27 protein-coding genes are annotated in these 25,374 nt (G+C 62.6%); 11 read left to right on the top strand and 16 right to left on the bottom strand.

Going from position 1 to position 25,374, the window contains the following annotated elements; translation table 11 throughout:
• The first annotated feature begins 40 nt into the window (after positions 1-40).
• Positions 41-760, top strand: a complete 720-nt coding sequence (locus QMG56_RS08240) for a response regulator (RefSeq protein WP_230186955.1) — start codon at positions 41-43, stop codon at positions 758-760.
• Positions 757-2,112, top strand: a complete 1,356-nt coding sequence (locus QMG56_RS08235; RefSeq protein WP_230186956.1) for an ATP-binding protein — start codon at positions 757-759, stop codon at positions 2,110-2,112. The genes QMG56_RS08240 and QMG56_RS08235 overlap by 4 nt, the downstream gene beginning before the upstream one ends.
• Here the strand turns inward: QMG56_RS08235 and QMG56_RS08230 are convergent.
• The 13 genes from QMG56_RS08230 to flgB form a co-directional block, all read right to left on the bottom strand.
• Positions 2,109-3,170, bottom strand: a complete 1,062-nt coding sequence (locus tag QMG56_RS08230; RefSeq protein WP_230186957.1) for a flagellar motor protein MotB — start codon at positions 3,168-3,170, stop codon at positions 2,109-2,111. The two genes, QMG56_RS08235 and QMG56_RS08230, sit on opposite strands and share 4 nt — an antisense overlap.
• 3 nt (positions 3,171-3,173) lie before the next feature.
• The gene (motA, locus tag QMG56_RS08225) at positions 3,174-4,037 is read right to left on the bottom strand and encodes a flagellar motor stator protein MotA (protein WP_230186958.1); all 864 of its coding nucleotides are present in this window, start codon (positions 4,035-4,037) and stop codon (positions 3,174-3,176) included.
• A gap of 157 nt (positions 4,038-4,194) precedes the next feature.
• The gene (locus tag QMG56_RS08220) at positions 4,195-5,040 is read right to left on the bottom strand and encodes a flagellin (RefSeq protein WP_230186959.1); all 846 of its coding nucleotides are present in this window, start codon (positions 5,038-5,040) and stop codon (positions 4,195-4,197) included.
• 28 nt (positions 5,041-5,068) lie between these two features.
• Complete coding sequence (flgK, locus tag QMG56_RS08215; protein WP_281822083.1) at positions 5,069-6,403, bottom strand: flagellar hook-associated protein FlgK; 1,335 nt, start codon at positions 6,401-6,403, stop codon at positions 5,069-5,071.
• Positions 6,400-6,726: a rod-binding protein gene (locus QMG56_RS08210; RefSeq protein WP_375713662.1), complete on the bottom strand. Its 327-nt coding sequence runs from the start codon at positions 6,724-6,726 to the stop codon at positions 6,400-6,402. The genes flgK and QMG56_RS08210 overlap by 4 nt, the downstream gene beginning before the upstream one ends.
• The gene (locus tag QMG56_RS08205; protein ID WP_230186961.1) at positions 6,726-7,850 is read right to left on the bottom strand and encodes a flagellar basal body P-ring protein FlgI; all 1,125 of its coding nucleotides are present in this window, start codon (positions 7,848-7,850) and stop codon (positions 6,726-6,728) included. Before QMG56_RS08205 ends, QMG56_RS08210 begins: the two co-directional genes overlap by 1 nt.
• A gap of 17 nt (positions 7,851-7,867) precedes the next feature.
• Complete coding sequence (locus QMG56_RS08200) at positions 7,868-8,536, bottom strand: flagellar basal body L-ring protein FlgH (protein WP_230186962.1); 669 nt, start codon at positions 8,534-8,536, stop codon at positions 7,868-7,870.
• Positions 8,537-8,550: 14 nt separating this feature from the next.
• Positions 8,551-9,339 (bottom strand): flagellar basal-body rod protein FlgG, encoded by a 789-nt coding sequence (flgG, locus tag QMG56_RS08195; RefSeq protein ID WP_281822082.1) that lies wholly within the window; start codon positions 9,337-9,339, stop codon positions 8,551-8,553.
• Positions 9,340-9,362: 23 nt separating this feature from the next.
• A complete protein-coding gene (gene flgF / locus QMG56_RS08190) occupies positions 9,363-10,106 on the bottom strand; it encodes a flagellar basal-body rod protein FlgF (RefSeq protein ID WP_281822081.1) in 744 nt (247 codons plus the stop codon).
• A gap of 27 nt (positions 10,107-10,133) precedes the next feature.
• A complete protein-coding gene (locus QMG56_RS08185; RefSeq protein ID WP_230186965.1) occupies positions 10,134-10,955 on the bottom strand; it encodes a flagellar hook-basal body complex protein in 822 nt (273 codons plus the stop codon).
• A gap of 25 nt (positions 10,956-10,980) precedes the next feature.
• Positions 10,981-11,634, bottom strand: a complete 654-nt coding sequence (locus QMG56_RS08180) for a flagellar hook assembly protein FlgD (protein WP_230186966.1) — start codon at positions 11,632-11,634, stop codon at positions 10,981-10,983.
• Entirely contained in the window at positions 11,631-12,044 is a 414-nt protein-coding gene (flgC, locus tag QMG56_RS08175) for a flagellar basal body rod protein FlgC (RefSeq protein WP_375713661.1), read from the bottom strand. Before flgC ends, QMG56_RS08180 begins: the two co-directional genes overlap by 4 nt.
• Positions 12,041-12,397: a flagellar basal body rod protein FlgB gene (flgB, locus tag QMG56_RS08170; RefSeq protein WP_230186968.1), complete on the bottom strand. Its 357-nt coding sequence runs from the start codon at positions 12,395-12,397 to the stop codon at positions 12,041-12,043. Before flgB ends, flgC begins: the two co-directional genes overlap by 4 nt.
• A gap of 261 nt (positions 12,398-12,658) precedes the next feature.
• On the opposite strand from flgB, the gene QMG56_RS08165 reads away from it, so the two are divergent.
• The 8 genes from QMG56_RS08165 (at position 12,659) to QMG56_RS08130 (ending at position 19,007) form a co-directional block, all read left to right on the top strand.
• Entirely contained in the window at positions 12,659-13,339 is a 681-nt protein-coding gene (locus tag QMG56_RS08165) for a MotA/TolQ/ExbB proton channel family protein (RefSeq protein ID WP_281822080.1), read from the top strand.
• The gene (locus tag QMG56_RS08160; RefSeq protein WP_281822079.1) at positions 13,336-13,815 is read left to right on the top strand and encodes a flagellar motor protein MotB; all 480 of its coding nucleotides are present in this window, start codon (positions 13,336-13,338) and stop codon (positions 13,813-13,815) included. The genes QMG56_RS08165 and QMG56_RS08160 overlap by 4 nt, the downstream gene beginning before the upstream one ends.
• A gap of 57 nt (positions 13,816-13,872) precedes the next feature.
• Positions 13,873-14,421 (top strand): flagella basal body P-ring formation protein FlgA, encoded by a 549-nt coding sequence (locus tag QMG56_RS08155; protein ID WP_375713660.1) that lies wholly within the window; start codon positions 13,873-13,875, stop codon positions 14,419-14,421.
• A gap of 73 nt (positions 14,422-14,494) precedes the next feature.
• On the top strand, positions 14,495-14,770 hold the full coding sequence (gene flgM, locus QMG56_RS08150) for a flagellar biosynthesis anti-sigma factor FlgM (protein WP_281822077.1): 276 nt from the start codon (positions 14,495-14,497) through the stop codon (positions 14,768-14,770).
• An 8-nt stretch (positions 14,771-14,778) separates the two neighbouring features.
• Positions 14,779-15,081 carry a hypothetical protein gene (locus QMG56_RS08145; RefSeq protein ID WP_281822076.1) on the top strand — a complete coding sequence of 101 codons (303 nt, stop codon included), beginning with the start codon at positions 14,779-14,781 and terminating at the stop codon, positions 15,079-15,081.
• 193 nt (positions 15,082-15,274) lie between these two features.
• Entirely contained in the window at positions 15,275-16,111 is an 837-nt protein-coding gene (locus tag QMG56_RS08140; protein WP_281822075.1) for a lytic transglycosylase domain-containing protein, read from the top strand.
• Positions 16,112-16,120: 9 nt separating this feature from the next.
• Entirely contained in the window at positions 16,121-18,259 is a 2,139-nt protein-coding gene (gene flhA / locus QMG56_RS08135; RefSeq protein ID WP_281822074.1) for a flagellar biosynthesis protein FlhA, read from the top strand.
• Between the two features lie 13 nt (positions 18,260-18,272).
• Positions 18,273-19,007 carry a sigma-70 family RNA polymerase sigma factor gene (locus tag QMG56_RS08130; RefSeq protein ID WP_281822073.1) on the top strand — a complete coding sequence of 245 codons (735 nt, stop codon included), beginning with the start codon at positions 18,273-18,275 and terminating at the stop codon, positions 19,005-19,007.
• A gap of 8 nt (positions 19,008-19,015) precedes the next feature.
• On the opposite strand, the gene mdoH is transcribed toward QMG56_RS08130, so the two are convergent.
• The 3 genes from mdoH to QMG56_RS08115 form a co-directional block, all read right to left on the bottom strand.
• Positions 19,016-20,947 (bottom strand): glucans biosynthesis glucosyltransferase MdoH, encoded by a 1,932-nt coding sequence (gene mdoH / locus QMG56_RS08125; RefSeq protein WP_281822072.1) that lies wholly within the window; start codon positions 20,945-20,947, stop codon positions 19,016-19,018.
• 103 nt (positions 20,948-21,050) lie between these two features.
• Positions 21,051-22,541, bottom strand: coding sequence for a glucan biosynthesis protein (locus QMG56_RS08120; RefSeq protein WP_281822071.1), 1,491 nt, complete (start codon positions 22,539-22,541; stop codon positions 21,051-21,053).
• Positions 22,542-22,861: 320 nt separating this feature from the next.
• On the bottom strand, positions 22,862-23,692 hold the full coding sequence (locus tag QMG56_RS08115) for a flagellin (RefSeq protein WP_230186979.1): 831 nt from the start codon (positions 23,690-23,692) through the stop codon (positions 22,862-22,864).
• 423 nt (positions 23,693-24,115) lie between these two features.
• On the opposite strand from QMG56_RS08115, the gene QMG56_RS08110 reads away from it, so the two are divergent.
• Positions 24,116-25,372: a sigma 54-interacting transcriptional regulator gene (locus tag QMG56_RS08110; RefSeq protein WP_281822070.1), complete on the top strand. Its 1,257-nt coding sequence runs from the start codon at positions 24,116-24,118 to the stop codon at positions 25,370-25,372.
• Positions 25,373-25,374: the final 2 nt, after the last annotated feature.

Raw genomic sequence — 25,374 nt, 5'->3', positions numbered from 1 at the left:
CGCTCTTTCTTCTCGTTTCCTCCCATGACAAGACACGCACATGAACGAACGCCCGCATCTGCTGCTCGTCGACGATGAACGCTCCATTCGGGAGCCGCTCGCGCAATATCTGCAGCGCAACGGATTTCGTGTGACTGCCGTCGAGAATGCCAGCGAGGCGCGGATGCGGCTGGCGGCCAATGCCATCGATCTGGTCATTCTGGATATCATGATGCCCGGCGAGGACGGCCTCAGTCTGTGCCGCCATATCCGCGAGACCAGCGACACGCCGGTCATATTGCTGACCGCGAAGTCCGAGGAGACGGACCGTATCGTCGGTCTGGAAATGGGTGCGGACGATTATGTCCTCAAACCCTTTTCTCCCCGTGAGCTCGTCGCGCGGATTAAGGTGATTTTCCGGCGGGTGGCCACCGGCGGTCAGCGGGTCAGCACCGCAGATGGCGCCAGCTACGCTTTTGCCGGCTGGGTCCTTCGGTCGCAGGAGCGGACACTGGTGGACAGCGAAGGCGTATCCCTCCCGCTTTCGACCGCCGAATATAATCTGATGCTCGCCTTCGTGACGCGGCCCAATCATGTGCTGAGCCGCGATCAGTTACTCGACATCACACAGGGCCGCGAAGCCAATGCGTTCGACCGTGCCATCGACAATCAGATCAGCCGACTGCGCAAGAAGATAGAGGACGATCCGAAAAATCCCGCCCTTATCAAAACGGTGTGGGGCGGCGGCTACACTCTGGCGGCAGAAGTGCGGAAATTGTGATTCAGCCTTTACGCCGCGTCCTTCCCAAAAGCCTGATCGGCCAAGTCATTCTGGTTGTCGCGCTGGCGCTGTTCGTGGCGCAGGCGATCAACTTCGCGTTTCTGATGCGGGAGCGCAACCGGATGCTGCTGACGGCGGCCACGGCACCTGCCGTCGCGCGCATCGTCGATGGTTTGGACCGGCAGGAAGAACGCCGTCTGGGTGGACGGGACGGTCCGGGACGCGTCACCTTCTTCGACGCAAAGCCAGCCTTCTCCGGGCATCGCAGAGTCGATGCGGAACATCGCGCGACCGACATGTTTGCAGATGTCGGCTTCACGGTCCTTTCTGTCGAAGCTTATGAAGGCGTGGCGCAGCTTCGCACGGGCCGTCGGTCGCGATTGCGTGACCGCATCGAGCCGCACCGCCCGCGCGAAGTCCATCTGCTGACTATCGCCGTGGAATATCAACCCGGTCGCTGGGTCACCACGCAATCGCGGATGAGCAAGGGCATGCCGCGATTGAATGGCTGGCTGCTGGGGCAGACTCTCATTCTCTATGTGATCGTCCTGCTGCCTTTATTGTGGGTGGGGCGCCGCCTTGCCCGTCCCCTCAAAGACCTTACCGCCTCCGCGCGCCAGTTCGCTGCGACCGGGTCGGCCGATCCGGTCGAGGAGCGCGGGCCGGGCGATGTCCGCGATCTGACCACGGCTTTCAACGCCATGCGATCCCGCCTGCGGGCGATGCTGGATGAAAAGGACCGGATGCTGGGCGCCATCGGTCACGATCTGCGCACGCCGCTGGCGTCGCTGCGGGTCCGTACCGAATCGGTCGAAGATGAAGGCGAGCGCGCGCGCATGTCCGACACGATCGAGGAAATGAACCGGATGCTGGAAGACATCCTCTCGCTCGCGCGGGCGGGGCGCAGCATGGAGCCGGTCATCAAGGTCGATCTGTCCGCTCTCGCCGATGCCGTGGTGGAGGATTTCATCGAACTGGGTTCGCCCGTCGATATGGTGGACAGCGCGCGTGCCGTGGCCCCGGTCCGGCCGCAACTCATTCGCCGGGCCTTGCGCAATCTGATCGAAAACGCAGTGGTGTACGGGCATCGCGCGCATGTGTCCGTCGTGCAGGATGCCGCCGCGATCCGCATTTGCGTGGCCGACGAAGGGCCGGGCATCGCGGAAGAGCGCATGGACGAAATGATGGAGCCGTTCACCCGCCTGGAAGGATCGCGCAATCGCGAAACCGGCGGCGCGGGCCTTGGCCTTGCCTTGGTGCGCGCCATCATGGCCGAACATGGCGGCGCGCTCCGCCTCGCCAACCGCCCGGACGGCGGTTTGGAGGCTAGCCTCGTTTTGCCGATGGCTTAATGCTTGCCGGGTTTCGCGCCACCGGCTTTCGCATTGGGATTGACGATCACTGCCCCGGTCGGAAGCCCGGTGCCGCCCATGTCGAGCGCAGTGGCTTCCTCCCGCGCCTTGCGTTGCGGATTGTCGCGTTCGCGGATCGCGGCGCGCGTCTCGGCATCCATGCCTGCCAGTTCACTGGCATTGGACCGGCCACCTTTTGACCAGCCAAGCACGATGGACATGCGCCGGTTGCGCGGATCGTAGATATTGCCTTCGATGAACGGCTCACGGTCGGCGACGCCTTCGATCTTGGCAAATCGTTCGTTGCTGAGGCCTGAGTCTGCCAAAGCCTTGCGCGTCGCTTCGGCGCGAGCTGAGGATAGCAGCCAGTTGTTCATCGTTCGCCCGGTTGCATAGGGCAAACCATCGGTGTGCCCCCGCACGATGACATCGTTTGGCATGTCCTGCAGCACCTTCGACACTTCACCGATCAGCGAGCGTGCTTGCGGGAGCAGGCGGTCGGTTGCCATGGCGAACATCGCAAAGTCGGCTTCGTCGATCAGGTCGATCCGCAACCCTTCGTGGGTCTCGGTAAAGCGGATGTTCTTGCGCATCTTGGCCATCAGCTTGTTGGCGGCCATGCGCTGTTCGATCTGCTGCTTGATCTTCTCGAACTTCTGGCGGTCGGCGGCGCGCTTCATCTTGCCGCCTTCGTCCTTCGTGCCGGATGCATCGCGCGGGATGGTGATCGCCATATTGCCCTGGCCGCCGGTCGTCGGGTAATTTTCCTTGCCGGTGATGCTGTCGCCACCCAACAGGCCGGTCGCGCCTGCGCTCCCGGCTTTCATGGTGACCATCGTCGGCGTGAAATAGTCGGCGAGCGCCTTGCGTTGCTTTTCGGTGGTTGCCCCGAGCAGCCACATAAGGAGGAAGAACGCCATCATCGCCGTTACGAAGTCGGCATAGGCGACTTTCCACGCGCCGCCATGGTGACCGGCATGGGCCTCCACGATGATCTTCTTGACGATGATCGGGCGCGGTTCCGGTTCGTTCCCGCGCTTCTTGCTATCGGCGGCCATCGCTTATTTGCCCCGCATGCCGTCGAACACTTCGGCGAAGGCAGGCTGGTTGGCGTGAGTCAGGCTGGAGCGCGCGGCTTCGATGACCAAAGGCTGCGGGTGACCGTGCAGCGATGCGATGATGATTTGCTTCACGACATGATAGATAGCGCCATCGGCTTCGATCACCGATTTGCAGCGTGTCGCGAACGGACCGACCAGACCATAAGCCAGCAAAATACCGAGGAACGTGCCGACGAGCGCCGAACCGATCATCGCACCCAGAATGGCCGGCGGCTGATCGATCGAACCCATCGTCTTGACCACGCCCAGAACCGCCGCGACGATGCCGAGTGCGGGAAGCGCATCGGCAAGTCCCTGCAGGTTTTCGGCAGGCTTGATCGCTTCGTGGTGATGCGTCTTGAGCGTGTTGTCCATGACGTCCTCGACCGCGTGCGGGTCAAGCGTGCCGGACGATACGACCACAAGGCGCAGCGTATCGCTGATCAGATGGATGAGCGTCTTGTCTTTCAGAAGGCGGGGATATTCACTGAACACAGCGGACGATGCGGGATCTTCGATATGCGGTTCCAGCGCTACCGGCCCTTCGACGCGCAGCATCTTCATCAGCTTGCTGACGAGGAAGATGCAATCGAGGAAATCCTGTTTCTTGTACGTTGCGCCCTTGAATACCTTGGCGAAACCGCCGCCCAGCGCCTTGAGGTCCGCGCCGCTGTTGCCGATGATAAGGGAGCCGACGGCGGCGCCGCCGATGATGAGCATTTCGTGTGGAAGGGCGTGCAGTACCGGGCCAAGATCGCCTCCGGTAAAGGCGAACCCCCCGAAGACCATGCCGACCAGAACGACGATACCAATGACTGCGAACATGCTGTTCCCCACGTGAAACCCATCGCGTGGCTGCGCACCGCGATACCGTTTGATTGTAAGGACGGTTTGGTTACCGTGGGGTTTAGGTTATTCTGATTAGTGCGATTAAATTATCGCAGTCGGCGCTTTTTTTAGCGTTGGCCGCCACATCGGAATATTATCGAATCAGGTCGAACAGCGTCTGCTGGTTGATCTTCGCGAACACGGCCTGCGCGGCCTGCAACGTCGTCAGTTTCGACTGAACGCTGGCCAGCGTTTCGGTCAGGTCCGTATCTTCCAGAACGCTACGCCGTTCGCTGAGCGTCAGGTTGACTTCGACCAGACGATCCTTTGCCGTATCCAGCCGGTCACCGCGCACCCCCTGCGACGTCTGCTGGTTGATGACGTGATCCAGACCCTTGCGCAGTCCATCGAGCGCGGCGCTGCGCTGGGCGTCTGTCCCGGTCGAAACAGCGGCGATGGCATTGGCCAGGATGTCGTCGATCGACATGACGGTGCCGCCCACATTGATCCCGGTCGAAACCTGTTCGCGCGTGCCGACAACCTGAAGATTGATGCCGCGCGAGACGGGGATCGCTGTGCTGGTGCCGACGTCGAACACGGGCGTGCCCTGAAAATCGGTTTCGTTGATCAGTTCGTTGGCGACGATGCGGATATTGCTAAGCTCCGCCGTGATCGCGGCCCGACCGCTGTCGTTGGTGGATGCGGTCGTGGCTGTAACCATCAATTCCTGGCCGCGATTGAACAGGTTATACAATTCCTCAAGATTGGAACTGGCCTTGGCCGAACGCGATTGCGCATAGGACACGTTGTGCGACCATGCCGCCTGCTGCGACTGCTGACGGGCAAGGTCGGACACCTGCACCCACGCCAGCGGGTCCTGCGACGCCTTGGTCAGCCGCGTGCCGCTGGACACGGCGGTCTGATCGGCCATGATGCTTTGCGACAACGCTTTCTGGCGGCGGATTTCGTCGGCCAGCGTCTGTGCGGTGATGGCTACCATGGCCTATAATTCCCTTTAAAAATCTTGGTCACATTATCGACAGAATGGCGTCGACAGTTTCGCGCGCCACCTGGATGATCTTTGCGCACCCCGAATAGGCTTGCTGGACACGCAGCAATTCCGCTGCCTCGACATCCAGATCGACGCCGCTCACATTTTCGCGGGCGCTGCGGGCCTGTTCATCGCGCTTCTGCGCGGCGCTATGCTCCGACGTCGTGGCGTTCAGGATATTCGCGTGGGCGGCGATCAGTCCGGTCCACCCTTGTTCGACGCTTCCTGTGCCGCGCACGGAAGAAATGTTGAGCAGGTTGCCGTTCAGCCGACCGTCCGCAGACTTCGCCGCGACATCCGCGCTGTTGCTGATGACCAGCGCAAGGCTGGATGCGCTGGTGCCGACCGAGAACAACGCACCGCCCGCCGTACCCGCATCGGTCAGACCCTGACTGTGCCAACTGTTCATGTCGGCCGCAAATTGCTGAGCCAACGTATCGATCGTAGCCAGCCGGTCCTTGGCAGTGACGGCGCTCTGGAACAGTCCGCCCAGCGATCCTGCCCCCGGCGATGCGACTACCGCACCCGCAACGCTCAGCGCCAGCGTGCCGTTGGCATTTTGCGAGACGGCAAAGTTGGTGGGGACAGCACCGTCCAAAATGGTCGTGCCGCCATAGCTGAGCGCGGTCGTGCCGTTCGCGCCAAAGGATATCGTGATATCCATGCGCTGCGTGATCTGGGCCAGCGCAGCATCGCGACTGTCCAGCAATTGCGCGTGATTGGCCGTGCCGTCCTGCGCACGCAGCAAGTTGATGTTGACGCGCGCCAACTCGGCCAGCGCGTTGTTCACCGTGTTGATGTCGCTGCTGGCATCCGTGGCAATGCCTGCCTGCGCTTCCTTGATGCCGTCCGCCGTCTGGTGGAATGCATCGACGACGCGCTGCATCCCATAGATCAGGGTCGTGCGTAACGATCTGTCGGCGGGATTGGCGGCCAGCTTTTCAACGCCGCCGAACATGTCCGACAGCAGATGTCCGACGCCGGTGTCGCTGTCATCCAGCGCGGTTTCCATGTCGCTCAGCCAGCGCAGACGCGATGTCGCACTGCCCAGCGCCGTACCGGTCAGACGGACCGTGGCATCCAGATAGGGGTCGTTGTCGCGGTTGACGCGCAACACGTCGACACCGCCGAAATTCGTCTGCGGCGCATAGATCAGCATGGTCGATGCCGATGCGAGGGATTCCCGCGTCGTAATGGATCGCCGATTGTAATTGGGCGTATTCGCGTTGGAGATATTCTCCGATATCGCGCCCAGCATGGTGCGATAGGCTTTGGTGCCCGACGCGCCGATGACGAAAAGGTCGCCGCTCATTTCGGCGGCTCTTCAGCAACGGGTTTTGCATTGGGATCGGTCGCCATCTTCGCGCCAAGCTGCTTTATCAGCAGCTCCGCGATGCCGAAGCGTCCCGTCTCCGCCATGTTATCGGCGGTGCGCGAGTCCGACATATCGCGAAATTGCGCGGTTGCGTCGCTGTCGGTCAGCCCTTCGCCCAGGCTCGACGACCGCATGGTGGCGATCATCTGCCGCAGGAAAATGGCTTCGAAGGCCTTGGCCGTTTTCTGCAACTGCGCGCTCGGTTGCGCAGCCGTCTGGCTGGTGCCGGTCGCGGTCGTCGTCATTGCAACTTGCGTCATTACAGCACCACCAATTCTGCTTTCATCGCGCCGGCTTGCTTGAGCGCTTCCAAAATCTCGACAAGGTCGGACGGGGAAGCGCCGATGGCATTCACGGCTTTGATTATATCGGCCAAAGACGCGCCACCTTTAAAATCTATTACCGGGCGCTTCTCTTCCTCGATGCTGATCGCGCTGTTCTGCTCGGTGGCGGTCTGCCCCTGAGAGAAAGGCGCGGGCTGCACGACGGTCGGGGTTTCCTTGACGCTGACGGTCAGTTTGCCATGCGCGACGGCGGCAGGGGCGATCCGGACCGCGCCGTTGATGACAACCGTGCCGGTACGTGCGTTGACGATCACCTTGGCGGGAGCCTCGGCAGGCTTTACTTCGATATTCTCGATCATTCCCATCATCAGGATGCGCTGTTCGGCACCCTGTTCGGCGTCGATGGTGACCGACACCGCATCCATGGCGCGCGCACGGCGGTCGCCAAAGGCGCGGTTGATGCCGTCTGCGACACGCAATGCGGTGGTAAGGTCAGCTTCGGCCAGATTGAAGGTGAGGGTAGGGGTCGTGTCGAACCCGGTGGCGACGGCCTGTTCGATGGTCGCGCCGCCCGGAATGCGACCGGCGGAGGGGATGTTGACCGACACCTGACTGCCATCGGCACCGGATACGCCCAGACCGCCAACGGCAAGGTTACCCTGCGCCATCGCGTAAATCTGTCCATCCGCACCGCGCAATGGCGAGAGGATCAGCGTACCGCCGCGCAGCGACTTCGCCTTGCCCATCGCGGACACGGTCACGTCCAGACGCTGACCCGGCTTCGCAAATGCCGGAAGGTCGGCGGTGATCAGCACAGCCGCTGCGTTTTTCAACGCGGGGTTCACGCCCTGCGGCAGGGTCAGGCCGAAGCGGGCAGCGATGCCCTTCATGCCTTCGGTCGAATAATTCAGGCTGTCGTCGCCCGTGCCTGCAAGGCCCACGACGATGCCATAGCCGGTAAGCTGGTTGGGCCGGACCCCCTGGAACGTGCCCAGATCCTTGATCCGCTCCGCATGGGCAGGCGGCAGGAACGCGATGGCCGCCAGCAGCCAGACGGCAACGCTGACGATCTTGATCGCGAAGGAGGATGTCGGGCTCATGGCTATGGCTTTCCGCATCAAAAGGGGCTGAGCATGGTGAAGAACCGCTGCAACCAGCCCTGACGGCTGGCGCGGGCGATTTCACCCTTGCCCGTGTAAATGATCTTGGCATCGGCAACGCGCGTCGAAAGCACACGGTTGTCGGGGCTGACATCGGCCTGACGGATCAGCCCGGAAATCTGGATGAACTCGTCGCCGCGATTGAGCGTTAGCGCCTTTTCCCCACGCACCAGCATGGTGCCATTGGGATAGACCTTGGCAATCGTAACCGTGATTTCCCCCGACAGCGCATTGGACTGCGCGGCCGTGCCGCTGCCCTTGAATGCGTTGTTCCCACCGGCGCTCACGTCGCTGGGGTTGAACAGTGAGAACGGGCCGGTCGTCGGCGGCGTCAGACCGATGGAGCCATTGCGGCTGGTATCGGCGCTGTTGCTCTTGGTCGCCTGCGTCCGTTCGACGAGGGTGATCGTGATGATATCGCCGATGGTGGAGGCACGCGCGCCGCTGGTGAGCGGGGAATAGCCCGATGCGATCTGGAATATCGATCCATTGGGCTGCGCAGGCACCGGCGCAGGCTCCGAATAGGTCGGCGCATAGACGACCTTTTCGACCTTGCGCCGTGCGTCGGCGGGCTGCGCGATCAGCGCGACGGCGACGATGGCCAGCGGTGTAAGAACGGGACGCATGGCGGTCATCATCCTCACAGTTGCTGGTTCACATATTGCAGCATTTCGTCGGTCGCCTTGATCATCTTGGAATTGACTTCATAGGCACGCTGCGTCTCGATCATGTCGACCAGCTCCTCGACGACATTGACGTTCGATCCTTCCAGCGAGCCGGAGCGGACCGATCCGCGGCCTTCCAGCCCCGGAACACCGACCTGCGGCGTGCCGGAAGCGGCCGTCTCGACCAGCAGGTTCGCGCCAATCGACTGCAACCCTGCGGGATTGACGAAGCGCGCGGTTTCGATCTTGCCGACTTCGGTCGCGGCCGCTTCGCCCTGAATGGTGGCCGATACGGTGCCGTCATTGCCGATGCTGACATTCGTGGCGCCTTCGGGAATCTGGATCTGCGGGATCAGCGGCAGGCCTTCGGAACTGACGACCGTGCCTTCCGCTGTCAGGCTGAAATTGCCTGCCCGGCTGTAGGCGATGGTGCCGTCGGGCTTCTGCAACTGGAAATAGCCAGCGCCTTCGATGGCGATATCCAGTGCGTTGCCGGTCTGGTTGAGCGTGCCCTGCGTGTCGATCTTGCTGGTGCCGGTCAGCGCCACACCCGACCCGAGCGACAGGCCAGTGGCATATTTGTTCTCGCTGTCCGATGCGGACCCCGCCGCGATCATCTGCTGATAGGCCAGCGTTTCGAAATCCGCGCGGTCGCGCTTGAACCCGGTGGTGTTCACGTTCGCCAGGTTATTGGCGATCACGCGCATCTTGGTGTTCTGCGCGTCGAGGCCAGTGCGGGCGACGTGGAGGGCGGCGTTGCTCATCGTTCAATCCTTCCTAAGTTCGATCAGGCATCAAGGCGCATGAGAGATGCGCCGCCGTCGTCGATTTCCTTGGCGGTGGTGATCATCTTGATCTGGGTTTCCCAGGCGCGGCTGGCTTCGATCATCTGGACCAGAGCCTGCGTCGCATTCACGTTCGATCCTTCGACCGATCCCGACGTGACGCTGCCCAGCGCATCCTGCGGCAGGATGCCGCCATTGGTTTCGCGGAACAGGCCGTCCAGACCCTTTTTGACGCTCATGCCCTGCGCGCTGGCGAGCTTGAGTGCATCGACTCGTTGCGGCTGGCTGGCTTCGCCGCCCTGCGGGACGATCCAGATGCTGCCATCCTTGGCGATGGTGATGCTGTCGGCGGCGGGCAAAGTGATCGGCCCGCCTTCGCCAATGACCGGATTGCCGTCGCCGGTGGTCAGCAAGCCGCTTTCACTCAGTTTGAGATCGCCGCGCCGGGTATAGGCTTCGCTGCCGTCGGTCGCCTGCACTGCCAGCCAGCTATCGCCGTTCATGGCGACGTCCAGCGGATTGCCCGTGGCGGTCACGGCGCCCTGGTTCATATCGGCGGCGACCACCTGCTCGGCCTGCTGTGCGCGGGTCTTGAAGGTTTGGCCGTCGATATATTGCGTCGACGCATTGGCGATTTCGCCGCGAAAGCCGACAGTGTTGGCGTTCGCCAGATTGTTGGCGATCGCTGTCTGCCGCGCCATTGCGCCGCGCATTGCCGTAAGCGAAGTGTGAACCAGGCGATCCATGATCGATCCTCAGTGGGCTGTGCGGTCTTAGGTACGCAGGTTGACGATGGTCTGGGTGATCGCCGTGCTCGTTTCGATGGCCTTGGCGTTGGCCTGAAAATTGCGCTGTGCGGAGATCAGGCCGACCAGTTCCTCGGTGATGTCGACATTGGATCGTTCCAGCGCGCCGGAGCGTACCGACCCGAACATGCCTTGCCCGGCACCCCCGTAAATCGCGTTGCCGCTGTTAATCGACGCTTCCCAATGGGCGTCGCCCTTCTGGCGAAGGCCGTCCTGGCTGGCGAAGTTGGCCATCGCGATCGATCCGATCGCTTCGGTGGTGCCGTCAGCGTAGGTCGCGGCAATAACGCCCTTTTCGGAAATCGAGACGCTGGCCAGTTCGATGGTCGTGCTGGGCTTGACCGAAGGAATCTGCAGGTCGGTGAGCGCCGTGCCGGTAATCGCGCCCGTTGCCGGATCGACTGGCAAGACCTGCAGGCGTGCGCCGGTCGTGTCGACCACGAAGCGGCTCTTGTCCATCGTGAATGCGCCGTTGCGGGTATAGGCGGTCGTGCCACCCGTGCCCAGCGTCTTCACCGTGAAGAAGCCTTCGCCGGTTACTGCCAGATCGAGTGTCTTGTCGGTGGTTTCGATGGTGCCCTGCACGAACTGCTGGTTGATGCCCAGCACGCGGACGCCCTGACCGGCGATCTGGCGCGTGTTCTGCGTCGGGGCGGAAGCGAAGATGTCGCCAAAGCTTGTTTTGCTCTTCTTGAACGCCGTCGTGTTGACGTTCGCGACGTTGTTGGAGATCGTCGAAAGGTCAGCCTGCGAAGCTTTGAGGCCGGAAAGCGAAGTGTAGAAGGACATGATTGTTACTCCTTAGAAATTGCGTTCAGCCGAGCTTCAGGGCGTCGGACGGGTTGAAGGTGCCAAGCGGCGTGATGAGTTTCGATGTCGTGCCATCGGCGGGTGACTGGACTGCGGCGATGCTGGCCCAGGTTGCGACCTGCGTCGGCGTTGCGCCGCGCACTTTGACCTGCAGCGTCTGCGTGCCGATATTTTTGCCGTCGGCATCCTTGCCATCCCAATAGAAGGACACGTCGCCGGCTTCATGCGCGCCCAGGTCGAGCGTCTTGACGACCTTGCCCGTGCCATCGACCAGATCGACGCTCAGCGATTCCGTCGCGGCTTTCAGGGTCATCTGCCCGGCATATTGTCCGGCGACGTCCGGCGCGGCGAGATTGCTCTTCACCAGCATCGACTTCCCGATCCAGCTTGCCGCATCGCCAAGGCGCGAGCCGCTCAGTTGATCCTTGATCTCGCGCAGCGACACATTCATTTCCGCGATGCCGCTGGAATTGGTGATCGTCGCCATCTGCGCGACCATCTGGCTGTTATCCATCGGCTCGAACGGGTCCTGCGTCTGCATCTGCGCCGTCAGCAGGCGCAGAAAGTCGGCCTGGCCCATCTGCGATTGCGTGGCGGCTTTCGTGGCGGTGGCCTGCTGCGTCGTCAGGCCTGCTTTATCGACTACGGCTGCGGTCATTTGCCCATCCTTATGGTTTCCAGCATGAGGGACTTTGCGGTCTGAAGGACCTGCACGTTGTTCTGATACATCCGCGCCGACTCCAGCATGTCGACCAGTTCGGCACTGCTATCGACGGCGGCTTCCCACACGTCGCCATTGGCGTCCGCGAGGGGGTGATTGGGGTCGTGGCGCTTCGATGGCTTGGCATCGGTCGTCACCACCTTGTCCACGCGCACGGTCGAAACGCCGGGCTTTTCCGTGTCCGAGGAAAAGACCGGGCGGATCGCGCGATAGGCGGTCTTCTCGCTACCGGTCACATTGCCTGCGTTCGCCATGTTGGATGCTGTCGCATTCAGGCGGACGAGCTGGGCAGACATGGCCCGACCGGCAATGTCGAAGACGTTCATGGGTTCGCCGGCCATCGTCATTCTCCCCGAAGCGCGCGGTTGATGGTGCCGATGCGCCCTTCCAGAAAGGACAGCGTGGTGCGGTACTTGACGGCGTTCTCGGCAAACAGAGTCTGCTCGGTCGAAAGCTCGACGGTGTTGCCGTCCATGCTGGGCTGCAGCGGTACGCGATATCCCATCGCGCCCTTGGCGGCGTTGCTTGCGCTTTGGCCTGCGTCGGTCGCGGTTTTCAACGCCGCTTCGAAATCGATATCGCGCGCCTTGTAATTGGGCGTCGACGCATTCGCGATGTTGGAGGCGAGCAGGCTCAGACGCTGCGAGCGCAGCGCAAGCGCTTTCCCATGCACTCCAAACAGACTGTCTTCCACACTCATTTTTCTGCTCGTCCCCATTAAAGTTCGTGTTCGGCCTGCCGTCCTTGTCCCTGTGGAGCATGATGGCGGGCCTATCCCGTCACATATCTGCAAAGGCCGTGCCAATTCACGGTGGGGAACCGTCTGCCGCTGTCGGATCACGCATTTCTGCGGGTTTGCCGGGGCAGGGCGGCAAGGGCGGCAATTTTTTGCCGCTCGGCGGCGCGCATTTGCCGTTGCTTAACCCTGTGTGTGGCAGGGTTGGACTAAGGGGACGGCACGATGGGCTTTTTGACGCATATCCTTGACCCGCTGACGCTGGCGCTGATGATTTCCGGCGTACTGGCGATTGCCATGCTGCAGAACGGACCGGCCGCATTTGCGCGCGGGTTCCGCGCCTTGCACCCGCTTCTGACCGCTAAGCCCGACCGGGATCGCGATGCCGCCCGCGCGGCGATGCTGCAGGTCGATCACCTGGCCCAACTGCGCGGGCTTGCCTGCACCGATCGCGTCTGCACAGACCGTATGCGTACCGCGCATCCCTTTCTGGGAGAGGCGGTCCGCAAGCTTTCGCACAGCGAACGCATCGATCAGTTCGAAATCTGGGCAGAGCAGCAGCTTGCCGACCGCGAAGAACGCCATCGCACCGTCCACAACATGTGGCTGTCGATTGCCGATACGGCCCCTGCGCTGGGTATGGCCGGGACCATAATCGGCCTGATCGGCATGTTCGGCGCGATGAACGATCCGGCGGCCATCGGCCCTTCGATGGCGCTGGCGCTGCTAACGACGCTGTATGGCGTGGTCATAGCCAACCTGATCGCGGCACCGATTGCCGGACGCCTTGCCGATCTTTCGATGCGCGAACTCGCGTGGCAGCGGGCGCTGTGCGATCGGATGCTGGTGGTGGCCCGCCGTGAACATGCGCCGGTGCGTCGGGCGTCGATCCGCGAAGTCGCATGAACCGCGCGCGCAGCGCCCGCTGGGCGATCAGCTTTGCCGATCTCGCTTTGCTTTTGCTGGGATTTTTCGTGCTTCTGCAGGCAAGCGGCACCCGCAGTGCGCAGGTGCTGTCGGGCGTCGGCGCGCAATTCGGGGCGCGACCGATGGTCAAGGCTGACGAGTGGCGCGCCTCCGCGCTGTTCGTTCCGGGCGAAGCCATTCTCACCGACGCGGGCCTGCGCAAGATTCGCGCGTCTGCGGCACGTTTCGTGACACGCGGCGGTGCGGTCGAACTGGCATCGTCGGGACAGGACAAGGCCACGGAACGCTTCGATAGCTGGGATCTCGCTGCGGCGCGGCTGGGCGCTGTCGCCCGCGCCCTCAAGGATAGCGGCATCAGCGAAAAATCCCTGATAATCCGGGGGCTCGATCAACGCATGGATGGCGGGCAGGGGCAAGTCATTCGCATCGCTCCCGGTCCTGCCAAAACGCCCTGATCGTCGGCTGGCACAGTTATTGCTTATATGTACGCAATGAATGTCAGGAGACAAGTTTTGCGTGGTATTTCGATTTTGGCGGTGGCTTTGGCTGTATCCAGCCCGGCGGCGGCACAGCAAAAGTTTGAAAATCTGGACCGGCTGGACAGCCTGGTCGCGATGACCGTGGGCGCCAATCTGGGCGAGCCCGGCGGCCCCGTCGCGCCGATCGACCGTCGTCTCAAACTGATCCCTTGCCCCGGCACGCCCAGCATAGACGGCCCGGTTTTCGGGGCGGCAATCGTCAAATGCGATGCAGTCGGATGGCGCATTCGCGTGCCTCTGGCCAATGGCGGGGTGCAGGCGAACGTCACCGTTCCTACCCAGCGGGCCGCTCCGCAACGCGCGCCTGCGCCGTCACAAGAAATCGTCGTAAAGCGCGGCGATCCCGTGCAACTGGTGGCGGGCGGCGCAGCTTTCAGCGTCACGCGCCTGATGGTGGCGGACGAGGATGGCCCCATTGGCGGCATGATCCGGGTGCGCGGCGAAGATAAAAAAGCCCCGCCGGTACTGGCTCAGGTCGTGGAAATGGGCATGGTGCGTATTCCGGGATTTAAGGAAAACTAGATGGTGCCGTTTATAACAGCGACCAGTATGTCTTCGGGGTCTGCAATGGCCCGGACGCAAGAAGGACGTGACCATGATTAATTCCATTGGATTGGGGCTTGGCTCCGCCATTGACACTTCCAAGCTGCGCGAAAGCGGCAAGAGCGCGCCGAAGGGCAGCGTGCCGGGTTCCAGCGCACAGACCGCAGGCCTGTCGCCCAGCCCGGCAGCGCGCATGGCTGCACAAGGTGCGCCGGTCGATACGGACAAGATCGCCGCGATCAAGGCCGCCATCGCCTCGGGCAACTATCCCGTGGATGCCGAAGCCATCGCGCAGAAAATGCTCGATCTCGATCTTCCGCAGGACTGACGAAAGCCATGACCTTGTCCGCCCTCGATGCCCTGCGCGAAGCCTTTGCCGATCTGCGCAATGCGCTCGATGGCGATGACATGGCGCAGGTGGATGCAGCGACAGCCCGCGTTCGCGAAGCAACGGCGCAAGTCCGCGCGCAGGGCGCATGGCGCGATGAGCCTGCGGTCCGTGAAAAGCTGAACAGCCTGATGCCGATCATCGATGCGGCCCGCGTTCGCACCAACGTACTCACCGACAATGCCCGCCAGCGGATGGATCTGCTGGCCGCGCACGGAGCAGACCACGCGCCGCTCACCTATCGTCGCTAACGTTCCGGCGTCATCCCGGGCTTGACCCAGGATCTCACTTCTTCCTCCGCACCAGACAGGCAGCGGGACCCCGGATCAAGCCCGGGGTGACGATAATTGCGCGTCGGTAGCGCCCGGTAATCCGCATAACCCATCACCCGAAAACTGGCACGCTAATTGCTTAAATAGCCCCGTAGGTAATAGGGGTTATTCAGTGTCTGCCTTTGCTGACATGAACATTGCAGGATCGAACGGCATCGGCGGTCGCGTGAACAACGCTATCGCCATGGCCAGCCGCCGCACGGGTATCGACTTTGGCTATCTGCTGGGTCAGGCGAAAATCGAAAGCAGCCTCAACCCGACTGCGCGGGCGACGACATCGTCCGCCACCGGCCTATATCAATTCATCGACCAGAGCTGGCTCGCCGTGGTCAACGATCATGGCGCCGAATATGGCCTGAGCTGGGCATCGGACGCCATCAGCAAGGGCACCAACGGCCGCTATTATGTGGCCGACCCGGAATTGCGCCAGCAAATCCTCGACCTGCGCAAGCATCCCGAAACCGCGTCCGTCATGGCCGCCGAACATGCTGCCGATAACAAGGCGTATCTGGAACGGCGTCTGGGTCGCGAAGCGGAGCCCACCGATCTGTATCTCGCGCATTTTCTAGGCGTCGGCGGCGCGGCCAAGTTTCTCGCCGCGAACGAAGCCACGCCGGGTGCAGCCGCCGCTTCGCTGTTCCCCGCTGCAGCACGCGCCAACCGCTCGGTGTTCTTCGACCGTCAGGGTAGCCCCCGTAGCTTCGCCGATATCCGCGCCAAGTTCGCGGCAAAGCTCGATCAGAACTCGCAGGGTGCCAGCGTCCAGTACGCCACTGTCCAGACTCCCTCGGACTGGTCATTGCCGGAAGGCAGCAAGGCCGTCCAGCCGGCAGACTATGTCCGCATCGAAACCCAGCGCCTCGCGGCGCAGGGCGAAATCGACACCAACAAGCCGCAGCCGGCAACGGCGCGGCTCGCCTATCTCATGCTCGCGACCTTCGGAAGGTAACACCGGAATATGACACGCAGTCAGGCTAACGGAAAAGTGTGGTTGAGCGCCGCCAAGGGGGCCGTGCTCCCGATGGCGACGCTCATGGTCGTTCTGTTCATGATGGTGCCCGTGCCTTCGCTGATGCTCGACATCGGGTTCATCACCAACATCATGATCAGCCTTGCGGTGCTGATGGTCGCGCTGAACGCGGCCAAGCCGCTCGACTTTTCCAGCTTCCCGACCGTCCTCCTTTTTGCAACGCTGCTCCGCCTCGCGCTCAACGTCGCGTCGACGCGCGTCGTGCTGGTGAGCGGCCACACAGGTTCGGACGCAGCGGGCCATGTTATCGAAGCGTTCGGCCATCTGCTGATCGGCGGCGACTACATCGTCGGCATCTTCGTCTTCGCGATCCTGATGATCATCAACTTGGTCGTCATTACCAAGGGCGCGGGCCGCGTGTCGGAAGTGTCCGCGCGCTTCACCCTCGACGCGATGCCCGGCAAGCAGATGGCGATCGACGCCGATCTCAACGCTGGCCTGATGACCCCCGAAGAAGCCAAGCTGCGCCGCGCCGAAATCGCGACCGAAGCGGATTTCTACGGTTCGATGGACGGTGCCTCCAAATTCGTGAAGGGCGATGCCGTCGCCGGCATCCTCATCCTCGTCATCAACATTGTCGGCGGCATCGTGCTCGGCACGGTCAGCCACGGCCTGTCGCTCAGCGAAGCGGCCTCCACTTACATCATCCTCGCCATCGGCGACGCGCTGGTGGCGCAGGTGCCTGCGCTGCTGCTGTCGATTGCTGCGGCCTCCATCGTCACCCGCGTCAAATCGGAAATGGACCTTTCGGGCCAGATCGCCAGCCAGTTCGGCGCAGGCAAGGCCTGGGTGCCGGTCGCTGCGATCCTCGGCTTCCTCGGCATCCTGCCCGGTATGCCGCACATGATCATCCTGCCCGCCGCGGCCTTCACCGCCTTCCTCGCGTGGAAGCTCAACAAGACTGCCAAGACCAAAGCGAACGCTCCGGCCCCGGTCGAGGAAGCGCCCAACCCCGCGCATATCGAATGGGACGATGTGTCGGACGGCGCGGTTCTCGGCCTCGAAATCGGCTATGGCCTCATCGGCATGGTCGATGAACGCAAGGGCGCGCCGCTCATGGCCCGCATCACCGGCATCCGTCGCCAGTTGAGCCGTGAGCTCGGCTTTGTCGTGCCTATGGTCCGTGTGAAGGACAATCTCGCGCTAGAACCCAATGCCTACCGCATCACCATCGCTGGCGTCGTCGTCGGCGAAGACGAAATCTGGCCCGACGACCTGCTCGCGCTCGACAGCGGCGCGCTGGAAGGCGAAGTTGCCGGTCGCGTTTGCAAGGACCCGACCTTCGGTCTCGACGCCGTGTGGATCGGCCAGGAAAAGCGCAGCGAAGCTGTCGTCTGCGGCTATACCGTGGTCGATCCCGCGACTGTCGTCGCGACGCACCTCAATCAGCTTATCGCCATGAACGCTGCGGAAATGTTCGGCCTCGACGAAGCGCGCAAGCTGCTCGATGCGCTGAAGGACACCGCCCCGCAACTGGTCGATGGCCTCACGCCCGCATTGCTCAGCCTCGCGCAGATTTCCGCCGTCTGCCGCTCGCTGCTGATGGAAGGCATCGCGCTCAAGGATTTCCGCCGCATCTGCGAAGCCATGATCGACGCCGCACGCCCCGATTACAGTCACGAACAACTGGTCGAGGCGGTGCGTCAGCGGATCGGGTCGCTCATCATTCAGGGGCTGGTCCCGGTCAAAATGCCTCTGCCGGTCATCACGCTGGACGGCGATCTCGAAGCCTTGCTGGCACAGGCCATGCGCGTGGCGGGCGATGCCCGTCATCCCATCGAGCCTGCGCTTGCCGGTCGTATCGTCGAAGCGGTCACGACCGCTGCGCGCCCGATCATGGGTCAGGCGCGCAATTTCGCGATCGTCACGTCGCCAATGGCGCGCCGCGCGCTTGCACGACTTTTTAAGCCTCATCTGCCAGAAACGCCGGTGCTGTCCTTCCTGGAGATTCCCGATGGGAAACCGGTGGAAGTGGTGGCCGTGGTGGGGGGCGAATCGCAACGGCCTGCGCCGCGCCATGATCCGTTGCCCGGGCTGATGGCCCCGCCGCGCGAACGAGTCGCTTGAGGGAACGCCGCCGATGTACATGAAGAAGATCACGGCTGCCGACGGCAACACCTACGGGCGCAATGCCGGACCGATGAGCCCTGCGCATCTTTCGAAACAATATATGCCGCTGGTCCGCAAGATCGCCTGGCACGTCCACGGTCGGGTATCGAGCGCCATAGAGATCGAGGATCTGCTGCAGATCGGGATGCTGTCGCTGGTCGAAGCCGCCAACAGCTTTGAGGATCGCGGCCACGGCTTTGCGACCTATGCGCAGATGCGTGTGCGGGGCGCGATGATCGACCATCTGCGTCGTCACGCGACTCTGTGCCGCTCTGCCATGGCGACGCGCAAGAAACTCGGCAAAGCGCGCAACGAACTGGAACAGAAGCTCGGCCGCCTGCCGACCGAAGCGGAAATGTCCGCGCATCTCGACATGGCGCCCGCCGACTATCGCATTGCCGCCGACAGCGCGGAGATGGTGCAGCACACCAGCATCGACGAAACCTATTCCGATCAGTCGATGTGGTTCGCCGATGTCGAAGAGCGCGCCGACGAAGCCCTGGAACGCGAAGGCCTGAAAAAAGCCATTGCGCAAGGCATCGGCAAGCTGCCCCAGCGCGAAGCGATGGTGTTGCAACTCTATTTCGTCGAGGAAATGAACCTTGAGGAAATCGGCCTGACGCTGGACATCGGCGCGGCGCGCGTGTGCCAGATCAAGAAAGCGGCACTCGACAAGCTACGCGGTATGCTCAGCGACTGGGATTAAGCTGCCGATCAGGTATCGTTCGCCACGCTGATCGGCGCGGTCCATACCGAATTGGACCGGCCCACCGACAGACGGGTACGCAACGGGCGATAGCTGCTAAGCTGCCACCACGCCTTCGGCACAGCCATCAGGCCGCGCACTTCCAGCGCCCGTGCCGCATCCTTGCGTGCCGAAAAAGACGCCAGCAATGGCGCGCCCAGCAGGCCCAGCACGATGGGCATGAGCCACAGCATCGTAATCCCCGAAGCCAGCCCGCCGACCACTATGATCGCGCCCAACGCGACATGATAGCGGAAGGTGCGGAACGCTTCGGCCAGCGGTATGCCGTCGCAATCGCGGCTCTGCCCGTTCCATGCGCTCTTGCGGCCCGACAATATGCTGATCAGGTTGATGCTGTGCGTCAGCATCTGGATCGGCGCGGCCAGGATCGACAGAATGGTTTCCATGATCGCGCCCACCCACAGGCGCAGCGTACCGCCAAAGGCCACACGGCGTTCCTCGTCCCGCATCGTCAGGATGATCGCCATCACCTTCGGACCGAACAGCAACACGACCGTCAGTGCCAGCAAGGCGCCCGATGGCAACAGCGCATTGGCGCGCCATGCGCCCGCAAACTCCCCGCCGATCACCAGCAGGATCAGCGCGAGCCACATGGGCGACGTCACATAAGCCGATGCACCCACCAGCAACTGAAAGCGATTGACGATGTGCAGACCGGCAATGCGCGCGATCAGCGGCACATGCTGGATATTGCCCTGACACCAGCGGCGGTCGCGAATGGCCAGATCGGGCATCGACGGCGGAAATTCTTCGAAGCTGTCATCGGCCATCACCATACGCACGGCCCAGCCGCGCCGCCGCAGCAGCGCCGCTTCGACCATGTCGTGGCTCATGATATGCCCGCCAAAGGGCGCGCGGCCCTTCAACTCGGGCAAGCCGCAGCTTTCGGCAAAAGCCGACACGCGGATGATGGCGTTGTGGCCCCAGAAGGTCGCCTGACGATCCGACCACCAGATCGCACCGATGGCCGACATCGGACCGTATAATCGGCTGGAAAACTGCTGCCAGCGCGCGAACAGTGTCTGCGCACCCACGACCGCCGGGATTGTCTGGATCAGCGCGACGTTGGATTCGCGATCCATCTGCGCGGCCATCTGGCTCATCGTCTTGCCGCTCATCACGCTGTCGGCGTCCAGCACGATCATATATTCATAAGCGGCACCGAAACGCTGCACCCATTCGGCGACATTGCCCGGCTTGCGACCGGTGTTCACGGTGCGGCGCCGATAATAGACCGGGCGCACAAAGGCATTGCGCACGCAATCATAGGCATCTTCTTCCAGCTTGCCGTTCTCGGCACTGGAATCCGACAGAATGAAAAAGTCGAACTGATCGCGACCCGGCAGCGTTTCCATCGACCGTTCCATGATGGACAGCCGCCCGATGATCGTCAGGAAATCTTCGTTGCACACTGGCAGCAGAACGGCGGCGCGTCCTTCCGGTATGCGGGTCGTGGATCGCTGATAACCCCGACTGTTGTGCACATCGCGGGCAAGGATCAGCACGAATCCGATGATGCTGTTGGCAAAGCCGAAGGCAATCCATGTGAACAGCGGCGCGGCCAGCATGACATACGCAATCTCCCACGCGGAAAATCCATGGGGCTGCAACCCGTCCAGCATCATCGAAATGCCGATGAATGCCGCGCCGATCGACAACAGGAACAGCGCGCCGACGCGCGACAGGCCCGGAGCAATGGGGGGAGAGGGGCGTGAACGCGGGGGCGCAACGTCGAAATCCTGCACCGGCATGGCGATGGGCGCTTCGGGGGGAAGCGACGCGCCGGTGGCATCGGGCGAAGGCATGGCCAGTCGCGTGCCCCGCAGGACACGTCCCTTTTCCATCATGGCACGGCTACTGCCGGGCAATAAACTATCCATTGCGCTTTCCGCCCTTGTGTCGCCCTTCGCGGGTGTCCGGCCATTCCGGCGACCCCGCCTGTAATTATGTCCGGATTAACCGCACATGTGCGCCGAAGTTCCGTCAGGCGTTAACAGGATAATGGACCATTTCGGACAGGGGACTGTCGCCGCGCCGCAATTGCGCGCGAATCTCGGCACCCAGACCGGGGTCTGGCGCGACGTCCAGCACCACGCGCCACCGCCCCGCCTGACCCAATACAGGGTAGACGGCGCTTTTCACCACGCGCCCGTGAATCGCTTCGCTCCATACGGCAATGCCGTCCTTCTGCGCAGGTCCATCGCCGAAATCGAGCACGATGCGCAGCGTTTTCTCGTCGACTGTCCCCCGGAACAGGTCGACCAGCGGCATTGGCGAGCCCGCCATCGGCGGCGCGTCGTCCTGCCAGTCGAGGCGATAGGATATGTCCAGCCTGCGACCGGGCGTGACGGGGGAGGTGGGCACCCAGTAAGCGGCGACATTGTCCTCATATTCGCTGTCGGTCGGAAACGCATATAAGCGCACCTGTCCGTTGCCCAAGGGCTTGCGCGGTGTGGCGAACAGCGAGGGGCGGCGGTCGTAAAATACGCCATCATCCTGATAATGATCGAAATTCCTGTCCCGCTGCAACAGGCCAAAGCCGCGCGCGTCGGGTTCGGTAAAGCTGCTGATATGCGGCGCGCCGGGATTGATCAGCGGTCTGGCCTGCGCGGCTCCATTGGCCGACCGCACGAGCAGCGTATCGGAATCGTGAATTTCCGGCCGCCAGTCGGTCGCCTGTTTGCGATGCGCCTGATCGTACCAGAACATGCTCGTCATCGGCATCAGGCCCAGTTCGCCGATTGCGCGGCGGGGAAACAGCGCCGCGTCGATATCCTGATGCACCCCGGTCTCGTCGATGCTGTTGCGCAGGCGATAGGCGCCCGTAATGCCCGGCCCGTCGAGCAGCGCGTAGACCGTCAGCGCGTTCGGCCCGTCATGCTCCAGCCAGAAATGCGTGAAGCGTGGAAATTCTTCCTTGCCCGAACTCGTGTCGATGGCGATGGCCCGCGCGGACAGGCCATATTGCTTGCGCGCGCCCGACGCCCGGAAATAGCTGGCACCCATGAACACCAGCCAGTCGGCATCGCGCGCCTTGGTCATGATGCGGAAGCCTGCGAAACCGGCATCGGGGCCAAGCGCCGCGACCGGGCTGTTCGTCGGCATATCGAAATAGGCCGGATCATAAGCCAGCGGCGTTGCCTGCCCCTTGTCCACCAGATGCAGGAACACTGGCTGATTGGCACTCCTGCTCAGCGGGAATAGCCGGACGCCGGTCGCATCGTTCCGGTCGTTCCAGATCGTGCGCTCGTCGCGAAAGCGGACCTGGTGTAAGGCATCGTAATCGACGGCCTGCGCACCGGGATGCGGCGGAACATTGACGTAGGCGGATCGGGCCAGCGCCTTGGCCCGATTGACCAGCACTTGCCAGTCGAAACGTCCGGATGTCCCTGCCGCGCGCGCCGATGTGCTGCCCGCCATCATCAGCGCCGCGCCGGTTGCGGCGACCATTTCGCGTCGGTTCCATTCTGTCATGCGGGTCACTTCGTATCGTGGGCCGAAATTATCAAGCGGTCTTGGATGTTACGCCCGCGAAACGCCCTGTCGCCGCGACCAACGTTTAGGGCGCGTGAAACGTGTACATACAAAAAGGTACGTACATCACATGATTTTTGCGTATCGGCTTATTGCGCGACGCTCCCCAAAACGAGGAAACCCTCGCCCGGGGGGACGAGGGTTTCGGATGATCCGTGATCGAAAGGTGGACCCCCGGCACGGTGGGGACCGTTGAGTGCCGGGGGCCTATCGACTGGCGCGATGGACCAAGACCACGCCAGTCAATTGGGTTCCCGCTATTAGCGGATGAGGCTCAGTACGCCCTGCTGGCTCTGATTGGCCTGAGCGAGCATCGCGGTCGAAGCCTGCGAGAGGATCTGCGACTTGGCGAGTGCGGTGCTTTCTTCGGCAAAGTCTGCGTCTTCGATCCGCGACCGCGATTCCGACAGGTTGGTGACGGTCGAGGTCAGGTTCGAAATCGTTGCTTCCAGACGGTTCTGGCTGCCACCCAACTGGGCACGTGACGAGGAGATCGTGGTGATCGCAGAGTCCAGAGCCGTAAGCGCGGTTGCAGCGTTTGCTGCGGTGCTCAGGTCAGGGCCGGTGGCCGGAAGACCCAGAGCAACGTTGCCCATGCCGGCGATCTTGACGGTGACCTTGTCAGCGGCCTGCGTGCCGGTCTGGATGTCGACGTCGGTGGTGGCACCGGCTGCTGCGCCGAGGAGCGACACGCCGTTGAACTTGGTCGTCGAAACGATGTTCGTGATCTGGTTCGTCAATTCGGTAACTTCCGAACCGATTGCGGTGCGGTCTGCCGTGCCCAGCGTGCCGTTGGCCGACTGAACGGCCAGTTCACGCATACGCTGCACGATGTTGGCGACCTGGCCCATGGCGCTTTCTGCGGTCTGCACCAGCGAGATGCCGTCGTTGGCGTTGCGGCTGGCTTGCGTCAGGCCGCGGATTTCGGCGGTCATCTTGGTGGAGATAGCAAGGCCGGCTGCGTCGTCCTTGGCGCTGTTGATGCGCTTGCCGGTGGACAGGCGTTCCAGCGAAACCTGCAAGCCCTTGTCGGCCTTGGCAGAAGCATTGGTGGCGCGCATTGCGGCTACGTTGGTTCCGATAACACTCATGATATAATTCCCTTTTCCCGCTTCAACTCAGGTCGCTTGCCCTCGTGGCGGTTGCGGCCTCGAAAGGGGATAACGGCGGCTGCGCGCAGACCTTAAATCGACAGGCGATTTTTTTTCGCCGCCTCACGCGCACGCAGGATTTCATAAGATAATCAGGTGCTTTTGTACTTCAGTCATCGCCGCGAAGGCAGGAAACCATTCCCCCCGGCTGGCTACTTATGCGCAGGCGGCAGGTCGTCAGCAGCCTTGCGGCTATGATCGCCACCTGCACCATATTGCCGCCCCCGGAAATTTCTTGCCGCTTTCCGGCAATTCTTGCGATCCGTTAACCATATCATAATGTCTCGAAGCGAAATTGGGTCATCGAATGAGGTGGTGCGGCACGGGGGTGCCAATCGACCGTAAAGTGGGGACCAAATACGCATGTCGGTACTGGACATGAGCCTGAACGTCTGCGCGCTCCTTCCGGGGTTGCAGGTCTGGCTCGAAAATGCCTTCTACACCGTCAATCGGATCGACGCCGCCAGCCCGCGTGAAAAGGGTGCGGGGCGTATCCTGCTGGCCAGCGAAATTGCTCACGCCACCCATCGCGACATATTGATCGATCTGCGCGACGGCGCACCGCTGTATCAGCCTGCCGCATCCGGTATGCCTGCCCGCGTCGCCTTCGCTCTGGAGGACATGGGCCTCGCCATGGCGCTGATCGCCGAACTGGCCCGCCCCACCGGGATGCCCGCTGTCGGCGACGTCGGCAGTGCAAAGCTGATGCGCCTCGCCACCCGGATGGCCCGCAGCGATGCGACCGTTCTGGTTCAGGGCGACACCGGCACGGGCAAGGAAGGCATGGCGCGCTTCCTCCACGCCCACAGCAATCGCTCAGATAAAGACTTCATCGCCGTCAATTGCGCCGCGCTTCCCGAAACGATGATGGAAGCCATGCTCTTCGGCCACCGCAAGGGCAGCTTCACGGGCGCCGCCGCTGCATCGGACGGTCTGTTCCTCGCCGCCGATGGCGGCACGCTGTTCCTCGACGAAATCGCCGAACTGCCGCTCGCGCTGCAGGCCAAGCTGCTTCGCGCGTTGCAGGAAGGCGAAATCCTTCCCGTCGGCGCGACGCATCCCGTGCCCGTCAACGTCCGCGTCATCGCAGCCTGCAACCGCGATCTGGCTGCGGAGTGTGAACTCGGCCGGTTCCGCAACGATCTGTACTGGCGCTTGAACGTCATGCCGCTGGAACTGTGCCCGCTGGCACAGCGCCGCAACGACATCGCCGCCATCGCCGCTGCACTGCTGCTGCGTCAGCACAAGCAGATGGGGCAGCTCGGCGCGACCGATGCTTTCCCCTGGCCGACGCCTGCTGCCATCGACAAGCTGGTCGCCCACAACTGGCCGGGTAACGCGCGCGAACTGGGCAACGTCCTGCAACGCGCAATGGTGCTGCGCGAAGGCGACCGTATCGAAGCCGACGATCTCCATATCACCGGCACTCCGCCGGTGCGCACCGAAAGCACACCGCCCGTCCGCCTCCAGGAAGTGGCGCGCATGTCGAAGATGGACGCCATTCGCCTCGCCCTGCGCGAAACCGACGGGCACCGCGCTCTGGCGGCACGCAAGCTGGGTATCTCTGAACGCACGCTCCGCTATCGGCTCGCCGAAATGCGTGAGCTGGCGGCAGCGTAAGG

Origin of the sequence: Sphingobium sp. BS19, assembly GCF_027925545.1 — a bacterium.
Taxonomy (GTDB): domain Bacteria; phylum Pseudomonadota; class Alphaproteobacteria; order Sphingomonadales; family Sphingomonadaceae; genus Sphingobium.
Note: the sequence above shows the minus strand (reverse complement) of the source record. Positions and strands in the feature narration are given on the sequence as shown.

What these genes read in the sequence shown, in the direction of transcription:
- flhA (WP_281822074.1), top strand. Translation starts at nt 16,121, where the DNA reads ATGACACGCAGTCAGGCTAACGGAAAAGTGTGGTTGAGCGCCGCCAAG.
- flgC (WP_375713661.1), bottom strand. Translation starts at nt 12,044, where the DNA reads ATGACGATGGCCGGCGAACCCATGAACGTCTTCGACATTGCCGGTCGG.
- QMG56_RS08180 (WP_230186966.1), bottom strand. Translation starts at nt 11,634, where the DNA reads ATGACCGCAGCCGTAGTCGATAAAGCAGGCCTGACGACGCAGCAGGCC.
- QMG56_RS08115 (WP_230186979.1), bottom strand. Translation starts at nt 23,692, where the DNA reads ATGAGTGTTATCGGAACCAACGTAGCCGCAATGCGCGCCACCAATGCT.
- QMG56_RS08110 (WP_281822070.1), top strand. Translation starts at nt 24,116, where the DNA reads ATGTCGGTACTGGACATGAGCCTGAACGTCTGCGCGCTCCTTCCGGGG.
- QMG56_RS08205 (WP_230186961.1), bottom strand. Translation starts at nt 7,850, where the DNA reads ATGAGCCCGACATCCTCCTTCGCGATCAAGATCGTCAGCGTTGCCGTC.
- QMG56_RS08120 (WP_281822071.1), bottom strand. Translation starts at nt 22,541, where the DNA reads ATGACAGAATGGAACCGACGCGAAATGGTCGCCGCAACCGGCGCGGCG.
- flgK (WP_281822083.1), bottom strand. Translation starts at nt 6,403, where the DNA reads ATGAGCGGCGACCTTTTCGTCATCGGCGCGTCGGGCACCAAAGCCTAT.
- mdoH (WP_281822072.1), bottom strand. Translation starts at nt 20,947, where the DNA reads ATGGATAGTTTATTGCCCGGCAGTAGCCGTGCCATGATGGAAAAGGGA.
- flgB (WP_230186968.1), bottom strand. Translation starts at nt 12,397, where the DNA reads ATGAGTGTGGAAGACAGTCTGTTTGGAGTGCATGGGAAAGCGCTTGCG.
- flgG (WP_281822082.1), bottom strand. Translation starts at nt 9,339, where the DNA reads ATGAGCAACGCCGCCCTCCACGTCGCCCGCACTGGCCTCGACGCGCAG.
- flgM (WP_281822077.1), top strand. Translation starts at nt 14,495, where the DNA reads ATGATTAATTCCATTGGATTGGGGCTTGGCTCCGCCATTGACACTTCC.
- QMG56_RS08145 (WP_281822076.1), top strand. Translation starts at nt 14,779, where the DNA reads ATGACCTTGTCCGCCCTCGATGCCCTGCGCGAAGCCTTTGCCGATCTG.
- QMG56_RS08230 (WP_230186957.1), bottom strand. Translation starts at nt 3,170, where the DNA reads ATGGCCGCCGATAGCAAGAAGCGCGGGAACGAACCGGAACCGCGCCCG.
- QMG56_RS08185 (WP_230186965.1), bottom strand. Translation starts at nt 10,955, where the DNA reads ATGTCCTTCTACACTTCGCTTTCCGGCCTCAAAGCTTCGCAGGCTGAC.
- QMG56_RS08240 (WP_230186955.1), top strand. Translation starts at nt 41, where the DNA reads ATGAACGAACGCCCGCATCTGCTGCTCGTCGACGATGAACGCTCCATT.
- motA (WP_230186958.1), bottom strand. Translation starts at nt 4,037, where the DNA reads ATGTTCGCAGTCATTGGTATCGTCGTTCTGGTCGGCATGGTCTTCGGG.
- flgF (WP_281822081.1), bottom strand. Translation starts at nt 10,106, where the DNA reads ATGGATCGCCTGGTTCACACTTCGCTTACGGCAATGCGCGGCGCAATG.
- QMG56_RS08160 (WP_281822079.1), top strand. Translation starts at nt 13,336, where the DNA reads ATGAACCGCGCGCGCAGCGCCCGCTGGGCGATCAGCTTTGCCGATCTC.
- QMG56_RS08130 (WP_281822073.1), top strand. Translation starts at nt 18,273, where the DNA reads ATGTACATGAAGAAGATCACGGCTGCCGACGGCAACACCTACGGGCGC.
- QMG56_RS08165 (WP_281822080.1), top strand. Translation starts at nt 12,659, where the DNA reads ATGGGCTTTTTGACGCATATCCTTGACCCGCTGACGCTGGCGCTGATG.
- QMG56_RS08220 (WP_230186959.1), bottom strand. Translation starts at nt 5,040, where the DNA reads ATGGTAGCCATCACCGCACAGACGCTGGCCGACGAAATCCGCCGCCAG.
- QMG56_RS08200 (WP_230186962.1), bottom strand. Translation starts at nt 8,536, where the DNA reads ATGCGTCCCGTTCTTACACCGCTGGCCATCGTCGCCGTCGCGCTGATC.
- QMG56_RS08210 (WP_375713662.1), bottom strand. Translation starts at nt 6,726, where the DNA reads ATGACGCAAGTTGCAATGACGACGACCGCGACCGGCACCAGCCAGACG.